This is a genomic window from Limnobacter sp. MED105, assembly GCF_000170915.1.
Lineage (GTDB): Bacteria > Pseudomonadota > Gammaproteobacteria > Burkholderiales > Burkholderiaceae_B > Limnobacter.
Genome location: NZ_ABCT01000013.1, coordinates 61,214 through 76,963 on the forward strand (window position 1 = coordinate 61,214; position 15,750 = coordinate 76,963).

Consider the following 15,750-nt stretch of genomic DNA (forward strand, 5'->3'; position numbering starts at 1 on the left):
AATCGGAAGCAAAATTGGCACCTCTTTGGGGTGCCAATTTCATTTGAATCATTGATCTTTAAGTTCAGACCGCAATCGAAGGTGCAGTTCTTCTGCCAGAATTCGAGCCATACGATCAAAGACTTTTTGATCCTGCAGAACCTGATCGGCCATGACGTTGTGGCTCTGTAATGCGGCGACCACGGCTCGATTGAATTTCTCGATGTAGGCACCACTTAGAAACGCATCCACATCATCATTGGCCTTGGCTTGCTCAATCAATAACGGATCATCAAGCAGCTTTGCCAACAAGGTGTCCAGATAGCCACGATAATCCGTTTCATCCAAATTGCCTGCGAAGACCTCATTCATCTTTTTGATCACTGCCGACAATCTTTCTTCGGGATCATCCCACACGGCACCGCCTCCGGGCTTCATTGGGTTCATGGGTTTGGCGGTTCCCTCTTCCAATTTCAGTGTGTGGCCTTTTTCGTTCAAGAGCTTATAGGCCGTGAGCTGAATGGATTTTTCAACAGGTTCATCAATCCCGGTTTGCCCCGTCAATCTTGGCAACAAGCGGCTGTAAAACGCATGACGCTTTTCCAAATCAATGTCATCGTAGGAAACCAATTGCGTCAGAAAATCATAGGCGGTCACGAATGAAGACATGTCCGCACGGAACAAATCTTGTTGCTCTTTGGTGGCCTTCTTGAACCGTTCAAATGCTGTTTTGAGAAGCACCTGAATGTCTTTCTGCTGACCATTAGGACGGAAATAAGCTTTTGAAAATGCTTCAATTTCCGAATCCAGATAGTATCCAGCCTCATCCAGTTTGGCACTCAATGTATGAACCAAATTCCGATCCGTCACATCGCTAAGAGTGGCAGTTCGGTAAAAGGGTTGGAACGACTTCAGAATATCTTCGGGCTTGTTTCGGAAATCAATCACGACGGTGGTTCGCTTTCCTGGGAAGGTCCGATTCAATCGGGAAAGCGTTTGCACCGCCAAGACGTTATCAAGCCGTTTGTCCACATACATTGCACACAACTTGGGTTGATCAAATCCCGTTTGGAATTTACTGGCCACGATCAATAATTGGTAAGCATTCGTCTTGAAGGCTTCTTTGATCTCGTCGTCGCACTCCCCTTTATCGTTGAGATCGCCCTCGGTAGCCTTTACCACATCGGATTCTGGATCCGTCACATCACCAGAGAACGCCACCAACGCTTTGCAATCGGTATATCCCATCTTTTTGATGTATTCGTCCAAGGCCTTTTTGTATCGAACCGCGGCAATCCGCCCATCCGCCACCACCATGGCTTTAGCTTGATTGTCGAGCAAGTGCATCACATGTTCGCGGAAATGCTCCACGATCACGGCCACCTTTTGAGCAATGCTGGTGGGATGGATTTGGGCAAACCGGAATAACTTCTTTTTGGCCTTGCCCGATTTAACGTCGCGATCCTCTTTTTCTTTGCTCTCGAGTTTGAAGGCGAATTCGTAGGTGGTGTAACCCTTCAACACGTCCAAGATAAATTCTTCTTCAATGGCCTGACGCATCGAGTAAACGTGGAACGGCTTCGGAATGCCATCGGCTCCCTCGGTTCCAAACAGCTCCAATGTCTTGGGCTTAGGTGTCGCGGTAAAAGCGTAGTAGGACACATTGGGAGGACGCTTGCGAGCCTCAATCAATTTGTTGATCAAGTCTTCTTCGGTCACTTCTTCATCTGGGTTTTCATCGGAAATGATCGCCTCACCGCCGGTGGTCTTATCTCCTTTGGATAGAACCTCCCGCAACTTGATCGCCCCCTTACCTGCCTGACTCGAATGGGCTTCATCCAGAATCAATGCAAACCGCTTGTCCTTCAATCCCTCGACCTTGTTCAGAATCCATGGGAATTTCTGCAAAGTGGTGATGATGATGAGCTTTTGATTGTTCAGTGCGTCCGCAAGCTGCTGGCTGTTCTCATCAATTTTTTCGACCACGCCTTGTTGGTGATCAAACTGGTAGATGGTGTCCTGCAGTTGGGTATCCAATACCCTGCGATCCGTGATCACAATCACACTGCTAAACACTTTTTCGTCTTGGGCATCATGAAGGGAGGCCAAGCGATGGGCCAACCACGCGATGGTGTTGGACTTGCCTGATCCAGCGGAATGTTGAATCAAATAGGATTCGCCCACCGTATCTTCTAACGTGGCATTGACCAACGCCCCAACGGCTGACCACTGGTGGTATCGCGGAAACAGGATGTTGGGAAAGAATTCGGTTCGCCCCTTGGCGTCTTTCTTTTCTGACACATCGACCGCGAGAAATTTCCCAATGATGTTCAAGAAATTGTCGGGTTGAAAAACCTGGTGCCAGAGATAGCCAGTGGAATAACCCAATTCAGGATCCGGCGGATTGCCTGCACCTGCCCCACCAAACTCATCGGGAATGCCGCGATTAAAGGGCAGAAACCGTGTAGCACTGCCCGCCAACTTGGTGGTCATGTGGACTTCATCCGTGCTCACCGCGAAATGGACCAAAGCACGTTTACCAAACTGCAATAGAGGCTCTGGCATTTTGCTTGGGCCATCGATGGGTTGGCGGTCAGTCTTGTATTGAGAAATCGCATCATGAATGTTTTGGGTGGTGTCGGTCTTCAATTCAATGGTGGCAAGCGGAATACCATTGAGAAACAGCACAAGGTCAATGCACTTTCGGTTGTGGATGGAGTAATGCACCTGACGAACTAAGCGAAGGCGATTCTTTGTGTAGTGTTCCAGCGTGGTCGAGTTCTGTTTATTGCTCGGGGCGAATTGTGCCATCTTAAAGTGAGCATTGATGTCCTTGAATCCTTTCCGCAAAACATACAGCGAACCCCAAAGGCTGGGGGCATCCTTTTTGATCGTCGGGCGTTCTTTGTCCAACTCTTCAACCAATCGACGGATAAAAACTTCCTCTGGGTTCTTGGTGTGGTTCTTTGAAAACTTAGTCCACGAGTCGGGTTGTGTTTCCTTTACCCAATCCAATGCATCCTGTGGGAACAAGGCATTTTTGGCGTCATAGCCCGTGTCATAAACGAAGCTGCGTTTATACGGTAACGGGCCATTGAAAAGCCAACCTGCGGCCTTCAAATCGCCACACACCTCATCCTCAAAACGTTCTTCACTATGAATTGCTGACACCATGTTTCCTCCCACCCTTCTGCTCTTTTTTATTCAATTGATTCTGTGTTTAGATCGCGCACGTCGATTCGCCCCAGCACTGCATCAGCAATAGTTGCTGCCCGAAGTTCTCTTAGCAACTCAATTTCTTTTGTTGTGTGATTAATGAGATCTTCTAACCGTGCCATTTCTTTGTCCAAATGATCAGATATGGCTTTTTGCTCATGGCAGCTTGGGACTGGTAACTTCAATCCAACAATTTTTTCAACCGACAATCCAGGTTGAGCTGCTGCCAGCGAATACTGACCTAAATCCATAAATCTGAGCATGTAGAAGGCCCAACGCGAGTCAATATCAGTGTTAAGCGTCACTACAACCGCGTGCTCAGTAGCCCAAAACTCCCCTTTGACATGATGAACATTGCCACATAAAGCACCTTGCCTTCCAATTAAAAGATATTCGCCGTCATGAGTCTTCTCTGTGGTGAATCCTCTTAAGCCGTTGCCCCCATAGACTGGGTATTTCCCAGAATCATCAATGTTTTCTGAAGTGATGGTTTCGCCACTTCGCATATGTGCAATATGTTTGATTGATTTTGTAACCCATTGGGATGGGATTTCTGCTCCTTGCAGCCATTCAACATCGGAAGTCTTAAAATCTATGTTCGCTGAAAGTCCCTTTGTTAAAACCTGCTCAGTAACACTCTGTTTCCATTCATCTAGTAACCCAATCAGAGCTTCCTTTTCATAAATCAGTGTATCGATTCGAGCAGTTTCAATGTCAAGGTATTGCGCAATCGCAACTTGTTCACCTAATGAAGGAACATAAATTGATTCAGACAAATACGCAGTCGAATCCAAGTTTTGAATTCCAGTTGTCTGCTTAATGCTGATATTTGTAACACCCGATGCGTAAAGGTGTGAGTGAAGGTATACAAGAAATCTTGAGGCAATATTTTCTTTTGGTGTCATCTTGGCAACAAAGTTCGAACACACAGCTCCTTCTGGTCCCTGATACGAAACGACCATCCCAACGGGTTGTTGTTCACCCCCACCGGATTTCTCAATGAGCATATCGCCGTTGTATAGTGCACGACCTACCCTTTGAGTTTTTTCTACTTTTCGAACGGTTTCAAATTTTTCAACCTTGCGACTTGGGCGATCAAAATCTGCAACCCTAATCACTGGAATATCATCTTCACCACCATCGGGTTCATCCCCCCAAATGCCGTTAACACAACACTCAATGCAATCACGAAGCCTTTTTTTTTCCCAATGCGATGGAATATCCCCAAACACAGGCGATCCGCTGGATTTGTATTCAGGATAACGATTCATCTTTTTCGCCTCCTTTGATTGCCTTCAACATCTCCATGAATTTTTTTTCTTTGGCTTCAATGTCGGCGGCGATTTCTTCACGGCTGCGCGGTGGTTTGTAAACATAGAATTCACGATTGAAATTGATTTCAGTGCCGACAACACCAACCACCCCATCTTGGCTGTCCACTACCTCTTTGTTAATCCAAGCATCAGGCCAATGAGGCTTCACCTCCGATTCAAAGTAGGCGTCCACGTCCTTGTTCATCGGAACATATTCCGCATCCCTCAAATCAGAATCACTGATCACACTGCCCTTCTCGTCAGTGGTGATGTCGGCTTTGGGGTCTTTAACGCCAATTGTTTTACGAAGAAGTTCAATCGATTTGGCGGTGAGGCGTGAGGCCTTTCCGGTGAGCTGTTGAGTCGTTGCAACCTGATCCGCCGCAGCATTGAGAGCCGATCGGAAATCATCCGCATTGGTGAACACAGCAGTTGAATCAAAAACATCCAAAAGACAACCCACAAGGTGACGCTGTTCAAGAGGTAGTTTTGCAAAACTGGGGTTGCCCAACACAGCATCCCGAGCAAAATCCGTGAGCTGGAATCGCATCCGAAGCGGTCGCTCGATGGTGACTTTTCGATAATGGAAATGGGCGTTGTCAAACACTTTGGCATTGAGAACCCGTTCGCCTGCGGGATCCTTCCACGTCATGTCCTTGAAGTCTTCGTATGCTTTGTTGATTTGAGCAATGCAATCCTCAGTGAATTCACGTCGCTTCTTGCCCAGATTCTTTTTCATCAGAACACCCATCTTGCTTGCATCCAGCAACATCACTTTGCCTTGACGCTTTTCGGGCTTCCGATTGGTCATGAACCACAAATAGGTTTGAATGTTGGTGTTGTAAAACAGATCCGTGGGCATGGCGACAATTGCTTCCAAATAGTCATTAGCCATGATGTAACGCCGAATCTCACTTTCACCACTTCCCGCATCACCAGCAAACAGGGGTGAGCCGTTATGAACCACCCCAATCCGCCCACCACCTTTCCCATCAATGAAAGGTCGCATCTTGGACAACAGGTGAAGGGAGAACAGCATTTGTCCATCACGGATTGCGGGCAAACCTGGTGCAAATCGACCAGCAGCACCCAACTTGTGTTCACGACGAACGGCATCTTCGGCGGGCTTCCATTCAACACCATAAGGCGGATTGGCAGCTTGGTAATCAAAAACCTCACCTGCCAACAAATCAATCTTTAAGGTGTCTTCGTTCACAATGTTTGCGGGGTTCTGTCCACGAATCAACATGTCTGCTTTACAGATCGCGTAGGTCTCGTCTTCCAGTTCTTGGCCGAACAAACTGAGCACGGCCCGATCATTCATCCGCTTTACATATTCTTCACCAACACTCAATAGACCACCAGTTCCAGCCGTTGGGTCATACATGGTCTTCACAATTCCAGGGATTGAGAGCAGATCTTGATCCGTGCTAAACAAGAGCGACACCATCAGTTCAATCACATCACGGGGGGTGTATTGCTCACCTGCTGGCGACACATCATTGAACTTGCGAAGCAACTCTTCGAACGCCATCCCCATATCGTGATTGCTCACCACATCAGGATTCAAATCCGTTTCGGCAAAACGCTGAACCACTAAATAGAGTCGGCCTTTTTCCTCGAGCTTGTTGATGGTGGAAATGAATCCGAACTTCTCGAAGATGTCGCGAACGTTTTGCGAAAAGCCATTGACCATGGCTTCCAAATTGTCCCGAACATCGTCAGGCGTTTGGGCAAGAGCTTCAAGCGAGAACCGCGACGTGTTGAAAAAAGGATAATCACTAATAGTGGTGAGGATCTTTTCCATGTCGTATTTGGAATTGCGAAGGGCCTCATATTGCGTGTAAACCTCTTCACGCTTTGGAGCCAGAACACAATCCAAACGCCGAAGAATGGTGAAGGGAAGGATCACCTTACGATATTCATTTTCGCGATAGGCTCCGCGCAAAAGTTCTGCATTTTTCCAAATAAGATCCGCTAGTTTGCTCATTGTTGGTCTGTCATTCCCTGAATTGTTAGAAGTTGTTTGAAAGGATACCGAATCGCGGCGGTCATTTGAGGGGATCAGGTTGAGTCGGTGTCGTATCGTCATCCGCTTTCGTCACCTTGCCTGCTTTTGGGGGCTTTGACGTCGGGCGAATCGCTTTCGGGTTTTGGATGGTCGTGCACAAGTCATTAATCAACTTGTCTTTCATTTCACAATGGCCGTGCATCCGATCAATCTCAGTTTTCAGCGATACGCTGGCCTTTTGCTCCATCTCGGATCGGGTTTCCGCTTTTGCCAATTCAATTTTGCAATGCTCCAAATCGCAAGCCATTTCTTGATATTTTGCCTTTTGATTGATCGATTCTTTTTGGGCTTGATCCAAAAGAACCTCAACCCGAATTTGATCCTTTTCAAGGGACTCATTACGAACCTTTAATTCATTGATTTGATTTGATTGAACCGATACCAATTCTTTAAGCTCTGCCAATTGCTGAACGAATTGAGCATTGATCGCTTTTAAGGATTCGTTTTCAGCCTGAATACGATCGTTTTCCGTTTCAAGATAGGATCCTTCTTTTTCAAGGATGTCCTTTTCCTCATTAATTTGCTTGATCTCTTGATTCAACGCAGTGCTGGCGCTCTCAGAGGCATCACGAATGGTTGTCGCCAGTGCTCTTAGAAGTGCATCAGGAATATTGAATTGACTGAAATCGGGAGTTTTGGTCTCTTGGCGGTATTGGGTCAAATAGCGGTGAACGGTATTAGGAGAGGCCCTAAATTTATCCCGTAAAGCCGTCAGTGTAATTGGTTGTGAGTTCTTTTCTGCTTCTTTAACAACAGTTAAAAAATCTTCATAGCTTAGTCCTTGTCTTCCCATTTTGATCACCTCTTTTTAAGTTTGATTAAAAAGGTATATCTAAAACGAGAATTAAACTCAAGCAATTTAATACGATACCAACAATATAATACAGTATTATACGATACAGTATTATATGATACGGTATTATATCGTATCGTATTATACGCTACAGTATTATACGATACTGTATCCTATACTAGTATATGCTAGTGTTTAGAACTTCAATGGCTTGAACCCAAACTCAATCTTAAAAGGCTAGATCAAATGGACTTTCAAAGCGCAATCAATCAAATGAAGGCGAAGGAAGAGGCACTGGCAAAAGAGAAAGATCAGCTAAAAGGCGCTGCCTTAAACCAAATTAGAGAACTTGTGGCCTTATTTGGTATCTCCTCTGCTGAGATCTTCACTACTCCAAAGAAACCAGCTGCCGCCAAATCAACGGTGGACTACTCGGCATTCGAGGTTGGCAAAACCTATTCCGACGGTGTTAAGACTTACAAGTTCGCCTCAAAAGGCAAACGCCCTGATTGGCTGAAGAAGGCGATCGAAGAAGGCAAAACGGCAAAAGACTTGATTACGAAGTAAGATCAAGCCTCAACCAAAATCATTGCTGGAGTAGTAAATGACGAACGAAGAATTCATGACTTTTGCAACACACGCCGACAACTTGGGCGAGGAAGCACTGCAATCCCTTAACTGGGAAGAAATTGAACAGTTACCAGCCGAAGCTAAGATCATTCAAGAGGCTTTGTTCCTCTGGTCTCAGTTCATCGTCGGAAACGTATCAGAACCGGCAGATGACATTAGGGCGATGGACGCGGAAGACCGACGCCGTGTTTTACGGACTTGGATTGACATCACCAACGATGAGATGGCATTGCGGTCAATCTCGATTTTTATCCTCGAAACGCTGGCCTAAAAGCAGTATCCGGTTTTTTTCCGGTAATGTATCCGGTCCGGTCCGAGACAATTGAAAGAGAAGATCGGATATAAGGCTTTGAAATTATGGTGGAATTTTGGAAAAATTGGGGATGATCGCTCGGGTCCCTGATTCGCCACCAAACAAGAAACCCCTCAGTGAAAGCTGAGGGGTTTTTTCATTTCCGAACAACTGTGAAGGGTTTGCTCACAAATCCTTTTTGAACAGCGTTTAACTCCTCCTCCTTATACGTTGCATTACTATTTATTGACAGTATAACGACGATTGTTCAAAACCATAATCACGGTTATTATTTTTAGAAAGATGCATCTAAAAATGCGCTTCAACAGTAACAACTGTTAACAACGGCAAGGAAGGATAGTTGCAGTACCGAAACAGCTGCACCTGACCTTTCTTCTACAAAAACAGCTTGCTAGGAGGAGATGACACGTGTTCAAGCTGAATAAACTATCTGCAGTAATCGCCATTGGATTGGGAGCTGCTCTGCCTGTACAAGCCGGTCTTTTAGACGATCTGATCGGTGCCAAATTCAACCCCATCAGCACTGAAAAAGGCGTGGCGGCAGAGGGTCAGAAAGGCTCCTTTAGTTCGCCATTTGAAGAGCCCTTCGTGTACGAACGCTCAGGCGACAACGACAATAACCCAGATGCCACACCCATTCCGGCACCCGAGAAGTGCATGGGCATTGGTGAAAACGGCAAGCTTCGTTGCAAGCCCGCAGCCGGTACCATCTCGTTGCTGCCGAACGGCGATTTCCTATATTTCAACGCGCTGGAGGGAACTGAAGACTTTGAGTTCAGCATCTTGGTGGATTTTGGTCAAAAGGCCATTAACGACCAAACTCGCCGCATGATCATTCCGAAAGATGCGACTTCTGCGACCAACTGGATTCGACCACTTGAGGTGGACTCTGGCGCCAACCCTGACGGTTACGAGATCACCGAACTGCTGCCAGGTCTCGGCCTAACCAACAAGGAAACCAATAGCTCAGACGGTGCCCTGTTCTGCGCAGACGTGGCCATGCTCGCCGATGGTTCCATCATGGCCGTGGGCGGCACTGCTTATTACAGCGAGCCAGGCAGCAACCTGATCGGGTACGGCCTGACCGAACTGGAAGGTCTGAAGACTAGCCGAGTTTACAACCCCAACACCAACCGCTGGATGCAGGGCAACGACATGAACTTTGGTCGTTGGTATCCTGCTTTGATCACCCTGCCCGACAGCAAAATGTTCGTTGCAAGCGGAGTTACAAAGCTGCTAAAACCTGTATATCCTCAGGCACCAGAGCAAAGTGGCCGCAATGTTCCGCAAACCGAAACATTCGATCCGGCAACTGGTAAGTGGACTGTCAACCCGCAAACTGCCCAGCGCTCTCTCCCTCTTTACCCACGACTACATCTGCTACCCAACGGCCACGTGTATTACAATGCGGGAGGTCAAGCCTTTAATCCCTTTGGTCAGTCCTACGATCAAGCGGTTTGGAACATTTCCGCGACTTACAACCCAAAAAATCAGAATTGGTCAGATTTAGCCTACGCTGGCTTCCCGTTGAAATTCAGTGATGCTGGACTTGAATCACTTACACAGGTTCTAAATCCACTTACTGCAACCAATGCCGCAGTCGGTGCTTTAACCAAAACTTTGACAGATGTTGTGATAAAAAGCCCTCAAGCACTTCAGAAGCTATTGAGCGTGGTAACTACCGGCAACCCAGAGCAGCTCCTACAAAAGGTAGTTGGCGCAGGTATGAGAGGCTCCACATTTTCAATCATGATGCCGCTGCGCCCCAACTCCCAAGGTCTGTACAAGGAAGCCAGCTTCCTTACGGCAGGAGGTGTTCTTCCTTTAGTGGGTCTAGCCTCTCCGGGCGGATATATAGCGGTTGGATCTTCGCGTATAGATACCGTTAAAACTGATGGAGACAATATTATTGACTACCAAAGCGAAGTAACAGGTTCTTTGAACGAAACCCGCTGGTATGGGTCTGGAGTGCTGATGCCCGATGACTCAGTGATAGTCTTTAACGGTGCAGATCGGGATGGAGTTGTCGCGCCTGGCATAGAATTTCCAAGAAAAACCGCTGAACGCTTTGACCCAGCGACCAAGAAATGGACGCAAATGGCTGTGGCCAACAAACCCCGCACTTATCACAACACTGCCCTGCTGATGCAAGACGGCCGTGTGCTGGTGGGTGGTCATGCGCCAATTTCCACGTTGTACTTGAAGAACATCAATCTGGCAGCGTTTGGTTTTGCTCCCAATGACGGCCGTGATCCCTCGTTCGAGATTTACACCCCACCGTATGTGAACAATCCAAACCGCCCCAACTTGATTGGTTTCGCAGGCGGCAACTCGACACCCGCTGGCAATGGAAAAACCATGTTGCGCGAATTCCGCAAAGGTCAACAAGTGACACTGGAAATGGCACCTGGAACTGATATGGGCAAAATTGACTCAGTTTCCTTGGTACGCCATACCGTGACAACGCACTTGACCGACGCTGACCAGCGTACCGTTGTTATTCCCAAGAACCAGCTGACCGTGACTGGGCAAAGCGTACGCTTCACCATTCCAGATCAGGCCGCTGTGGTTCCACAAGGCGCTTACATGACCTTTGTGCGTGCCAAGCAAGCGGATGGTTCACTGCTGCCTTCCAAATCTGTCAGCTTCATGTTGAAGCACGGCAATGGACAAGAGTGATGACTGCCAATGCCCGTCGTTAAAACGAACTGGGTGAAGAAAACGCTGGGCGCCTGCCTGGCGTTTTCTTTTTCTACCCTAATTATCTCAAGCCCCCTGATTGCCCCTAGCGTCGCTTTCGCACATGCTGAACACGGCACCGAGGGAGGTGTTCCAACTGTCAGTCCAAAAACGAAGCTACCCAAAGGTATCTCGCTGCAGGTAGTGAAAAGCAATGCATTTCAGTTTGCATTGGCCACAGACGGCCAACAACAAATTGAAATTTTGGGCGAGGACAAACGCGCCTTTCTAAGATTCAAAGGCAACAAACTGTATGCGGACTTAAACGCAACAGGTTGGCACCGTTCCCGACAACCCGGTGGCGGCCCTATCCCTGACCGTCTCAAAGACAACCCAAAGTTGAAACCCAATTGGGTTTTGCTGGACAAACAACCTGGCTATGGTTGGTACGATCCCCGTTTGATTAAAGAGGACTTGGCTCACTTTAATCTGGCCATGGTTGCCAACGGCAAACCCATCAGTGTTCGAATCGAACGTATAGAGCCCGAACCCATGACAGGTTACTGGCGCCCAACGCTGGTCAACGAAGCTGACTTCACTGGCCTGAACGCCATGGTGCCAGGCCTGAGTGGCAACAACTTCCTACTCAGCCGCATGGGCACGGCCAAAGGTGAGTTTCAGGTGCTGGATGACCAGGGTGTGCCATTCATCGAGCTTCGAAAAGATGGAGTCTGGCTGAACAGCATGCATGCATGGGCAAACTCAGTTGAACTGTTTCATACCCCTGGCACTGAACAAGCACCATGGGTCAAAGTATCAGAAACTGGAACGGTGACCTATGCGGATCCACGACTGGATAAGAAACCCGCAAAGATCTCTGAAACTGGCAGCTGGGTTATACCTGTCAAACTGAAGGAAGGCGAACAACAAAGTTTGCTGAAAGGCGAACTGACATGGCAAAAGATTGTTGAAAACACCAATTAGTGTTTAGCCGCCTGGAATCACCAGGCGGCATTCTTCTTCAAATCCATATTTGCGTGCAAACGGACAGTCCATCACAGGCAGTATCGATGGAATTTGATAGTACTTCTCCACAGCTTCACGTAACACCACGTCTCTGAACCGGGAGTAATTGAAATTGCTGCCGTCTACGATCGTAAAAGGCACGCCTTCAATCACTTGGGTTTGCACTGAAACGTTACTCAGATAATCTTGATAAAGCGCCGGGTCGATCGGCTTGGCTTTGGCCACAATCCGAATGGGTTTGCCGTCCATTTCCCGCCAGTCAACAAAGGTATCGTCATTGCGTGCATGGTATTTTCCAGGACCAAAAACAGGCACCACCTTGCCGTAGTGATAAGTCATCAAGGCGGCAGGCGAATAAGCCACAGTGGTCAATACGCCGTCTGAAGGCATGTCGCGAGTCAACTCATCCAGAATAGCCGGCATTTCGCGGTGAAACAGCACATCTTCCTGAAAATCCTGTTTTGGCCATACCGATACTTCAGCATGCATCAAGAGACCAAACAACACCAAGTGTGGGATCGACAACACAGCATTGAAGCCAATGTAACGTTTCATCCAGATGCCCGGCGTGCACAAGGCAAGAAGCACAAAGGCAATGGGTAAAAAGCCCAGCACCCAATGCAAGCCAACTGTTTTTTCGAGTGAAATGACAAAAAACAGGGCCAGTGGCACCAAGAGGGCAAACGCCAAGGCGCTTTGGCGCAACCAAACCCGACTGCCCTTGAGCAAACTCCACAAAGCCCACGGAGTAATCAGGTAAATCATCATGCCCAGGTACGTAAGCACCGTGCCCCAACCCAACTGGGCATCTTCATGCCTGTTCACCAGGTTGAACATGATGTTGTTCCAGCAATTATGTAGGTTGTAGCCAATATTCACGCTGGCAAACGGCAAAACACCAGCCAACAACAGAAACAGGTACTTGAAACGCTGCCGCTGAAACAACAAGTGAAACCCAAACGCGAAACCCAACAAGACAGCAAAGTATTTGGACAAAAATGCCAAACCCAAAAAACAACCAGCGAGAAACATTGCCGCACTCGACTCAGTGCGAATCGCTTTGACATAGGTGTAAATGGAAAGGCCCATAAAAAATATCAACGGCGTGTCGGTGGTAACAAACACGGCAAACCACGATACCGGCATTGACAAATAAACAGCACCAGCCAACCAGGCTCGGGGCTCTTGCTCGCGTGGCAACAATTCACGGGCCAGCAGCACCACACCGTAAGCAATAACTGTGGTTAACAGCAGGGTCAGGCTGCGCACCACAATCGGTTCATTGCCAAGATGACTCAGCGCCCACAACCACCAGCCGACCATGGGCGGATGATCGTAATAGCCCCAATTCAGATCAGTCGACCACAAATGGAAGAAAGCCTCGTCGCCAGTCATGGGAAAAAACCACGCCAACCAGAGTTTGATGACGGCGGTCAGCACAACAGTCCAGACAAACAAACTTTTGGCAGTTCTTAACGTCAGCTCGGGTCCTTGGGATCTGGACGAAGAAAAATGACTAGACATGGATATTGGATATCTCAGGAGGCCAAATACACAAGCACACCCACTGAAGCCAAAAAGCCCCAACTGATGCGATCATGAATGGCGAAATGCACTGGGTCATCAATCATTTCCTTGCGGGAGGTCATGATCCAGATTCGCATTAACCAGTACAAAAACAAGGGGCAAATTCCCCACAAAAACTCAGGTGTCGCGTACAACATCGAGCCATTCTGACTGTCGACATACAAGGCCAACACCAATACAGCGACAAATCCACTGGAGATACCCATGGACACCAAGTAACTCAGATCGCTCATGCGATAACCACGGCCTTGAGGCTGGGTGCCCTCAAGCTGCAAAAACTCAAGTTCGGCGCAACGTTTGACCAATGCCAAACTCAAAAACACGAAAAGTGAAATGGCCAATAACCAACTGGAGAGGTCGATGCCCGTACCCACGCCGCCCGCGATTACACGCACGGTGTAAAGCATCGCCAGCAACAAGACATCCACAAAAGCGGTGCGCTTGAATACGAAGGTGTACATCAAGGTAACCACGGTGTACACCAACAACACCAAGGTAAATTGCCAACCCACCGCCAACCAGGCCACCGCAAAGCCGGCAATGCCCAAACACTTCATCAATACAAACGCCTTGGTGATGCTGAGCATGCCGCTGGCCATTGGCCGGTGGCGCTTGCGCGGATGCTGGCGATCCGCATTCAGGTCCATCAGGTCATTCCAAATGTAAGTGGCAGAGGCCAAAAAGCCAAACGCCAAAAAGCCCCACATCATCTTGCCCCACAAAGCAAAATCTGTTTCATGGGCAGCAATCAGAGGCAAGAACAGCAAACCATTTTTGGCCCATTGCTGGAGTCGCATGGCCTTGAGCCAAACTTTGATGCCAGTACTTCGCGTGTCTAGCCGGTTCAATTCAATACCAGCGGCTGCAGCTTTTCCTCGGGTGCGAAGGGAAGTATTCACACCGAATGCCAGTGAAGACTGTTTCCAGATCGGAATATCTACTGAAGCATCACCAAAATACACAAAGGGCCGCCCCTGACTATCCGCCTGAATGGCTGCCAGTTTTTGTTGGCCCTTCAAATTGCTGTGCTCGCTTGCGATGACCCGGGAAAACAGTCCCAAACGGGTGGCAATCTTCAGCACATCTCGACGCATCGATGCGCTGGCCAATACCAATTCATGGCCAGCCGCTTTCAATTGATTCAGTCGCTCCAGCACCATGGGATCAATTGGCAAATGATCCAGCACCGGATCAATTCTTCTAGATACCTCGGTTTTAAATACCCAAGCACCCTGCATCGCCCACAACAACATTGGAAACACATAAAAAATGTTTTGCTTCAACAGCAGCAGGCAACTCTCGAGCAGCACATCCGATGGACTCAAGGTGCCGTCCAGGTCGACGTAAACAATGGGTTTAGTCATTTTGGTTTGGACAAGCCACTGAGCAGTGACTGGGTGGGCTCTTCTTCCCAATGCGCCGCACCAAGAAACACCATCACAATTTGCTTCACGAAATTGTCGAGCATTTCTTTTTCAATTTGCGGCTGATCTGGCCTGACATCCAGAAAATCCGTGGCCGAGTTCATCATCAGGGTAACCACGAGGCTGCAAATCAGAGTAAGGGTGTGCGTGGACAGTCCAGGGAAGATGTTCAACAGCCGCAGGTCGCTGGCCATTTCATTGGTGAAATGTGCAATCTCATTGCGAATGGCATTGCGCAAGGACTGCGAACCACCTGACCTTTCTGAGCTGATAAAACGCCACTCAAGGTGGTGCTGCTTCAGGTAGGTCACAAACACGCTCACCGAATGTCGAATCATGTCCTCGCCTGGCAGGCTGGCTTGGCGAGCCTCTCGCAACAGCCTGCGCAAGGTAATACCGCCGTCCTCGACCAGAGCCAGACCCAGTTCATCGGTGGTTTTGAAATGGCGATAAAACGCAGTCGGCACCACGCCAGCCTCTCGGGTAATTTCCCGAATGCCCAGGGCAGTAAAGCTGCTGCCGTTGCCAACAAGGGTAAGCGCAGCCTGCATCAAATTCTGGCGTGTTTGTTCTTTGCGTCGCACCCGGGCCTGTGTTTCGTCCACCGGCTTGGTCGCGGCGCTTAATCTTGTTCTCATGATTCTTGCTCGAGCCTAGTCTGGATTAGTCAACTTCCTGACCTACCCCGTTATTGTAATGAAAAGCGACCAGTTCACAGC

The 15,750-nt window shown here is 48.3% G+C and carries 11 protein-coding genes; 4 read left to right on the forward strand and 7 right to left on the reverse strand.

Annotation, left to right across the window (positions count from 1 at the left end):
- Nucleotides 1-48 precede the first annotated feature (48 nt).
- The 4 genes from LMED105_RS11960 to LMED105_RS11975 form a co-directional block, all read right to left on the reverse strand.
- A complete protein-coding gene (locus LMED105_RS11960; protein ID WP_008251629.1) occupies nucleotides 49-3,153 on the reverse strand; it encodes a type I restriction endonuclease subunit R in 3,105 nt (1,034 codons plus the stop codon).
- Between the two features lie 26 nt (nucleotides 3,154-3,179).
- Complete coding sequence (locus LMED105_RS16445; protein ID WP_008251631.1) at nucleotides 3,180-4,466, reverse strand: restriction endonuclease subunit S; 1,287 nt, start codon at nucleotides 4,464-4,466, stop codon at nucleotides 3,180-3,182.
- Nucleotides 4,450-6,498 carry a class I SAM-dependent DNA methyltransferase gene (locus LMED105_RS11970; protein WP_008251638.1) on the reverse strand — a complete coding sequence of 683 codons (2,049 nt, stop codon included), beginning with the start codon at nucleotides 6,496-6,498 and terminating at the stop codon, nucleotides 4,450-4,452. Before LMED105_RS11970 ends, LMED105_RS16445 begins: the two co-directional genes overlap by 17 nt.
- A 61-nt stretch (nucleotides 6,499-6,559) precedes the next feature.
- A complete protein-coding gene (locus LMED105_RS11975; protein ID WP_156799678.1) occupies nucleotides 6,560-7,372 on the reverse strand; it encodes a DNA-binding protein in 813 nt (270 codons plus the stop codon).
- 246 nt (nucleotides 7,373-7,618) lie between these two features.
- Between LMED105_RS11975 and LMED105_RS11980 the strand changes: the two genes are divergently transcribed.
- From LMED105_RS11980 to LMED105_RS11995, 4 genes are all read left to right on the forward strand, one after another.
- Nucleotides 7,619-7,939, forward strand: coding sequence for an H-NS family nucleoid-associated regulatory protein (locus LMED105_RS11980; protein WP_008251643.1), 321 nt, complete (start codon nucleotides 7,619-7,621; stop codon nucleotides 7,937-7,939).
- A 37-nt stretch (nucleotides 7,940-7,976) separates the two neighbouring features.
- On the forward strand, nucleotides 7,977-8,273 hold the full coding sequence (locus tag LMED105_RS11985; protein WP_008251645.1) for a hypothetical protein: 297 nt from the start codon (nucleotides 7,977-7,979) through the stop codon (nucleotides 8,271-8,273).
- 450 nt (nucleotides 8,274-8,723) lie between these two features.
- Nucleotides 8,724-10,994, forward strand: coding sequence for a galactose oxidase-like domain-containing protein (locus LMED105_RS11990; RefSeq protein ID WP_008251647.1), 2,271 nt, complete (start codon nucleotides 8,724-8,726; stop codon nucleotides 10,992-10,994).
- Between the two features lie 9 nt (nucleotides 10,995-11,003).
- Nucleotides 11,004-11,978: a hypothetical protein gene (locus LMED105_RS11995; protein ID WP_008251648.1), complete on the forward strand. Its 975-nt coding sequence runs from the start codon at nucleotides 11,004-11,006 to the stop codon at nucleotides 11,976-11,978.
- A 3-nt stretch (nucleotides 11,979-11,981) separates the two neighbouring features.
- Here LMED105_RS11995 and LMED105_RS12000 read toward each other — a convergent pair whose 3' ends face one another.
- The 3 genes from LMED105_RS12000 to fabR all read right to left on the reverse strand — a co-directional run bounded on the left by LMED105_RS12000 (nucleotide 11,982) and on the right by fabR (nucleotide 15,669).
- The gene (locus LMED105_RS12000) at nucleotides 11,982-13,460 is read right to left on the reverse strand and encodes a glycosyltransferase family 39 protein (RefSeq protein WP_008251650.1); all 1,479 of its coding nucleotides are present in this window, start codon (nucleotides 13,458-13,460) and stop codon (nucleotides 11,982-11,984) included.
- Nucleotides 13,461-13,558: 98 nt separating this feature from the next.
- Nucleotides 13,559-14,971, reverse strand: a complete 1,413-nt coding sequence (locus LMED105_RS12005) for a UbiA family prenyltransferase (protein WP_008251653.1) — start codon at nucleotides 14,969-14,971, stop codon at nucleotides 13,559-13,561.
- The gene (fabR, locus tag LMED105_RS12010; protein WP_008251655.1) at nucleotides 14,968-15,669 is read right to left on the reverse strand and encodes an HTH-type transcriptional repressor FabR; all 702 of its coding nucleotides are present in this window, start codon (nucleotides 15,667-15,669) and stop codon (nucleotides 14,968-14,970) included. Before fabR ends, LMED105_RS12005 begins: the two co-directional genes overlap by 4 nt.
- Nucleotides 15,670-15,750 lie beyond the last annotated feature (81 nt).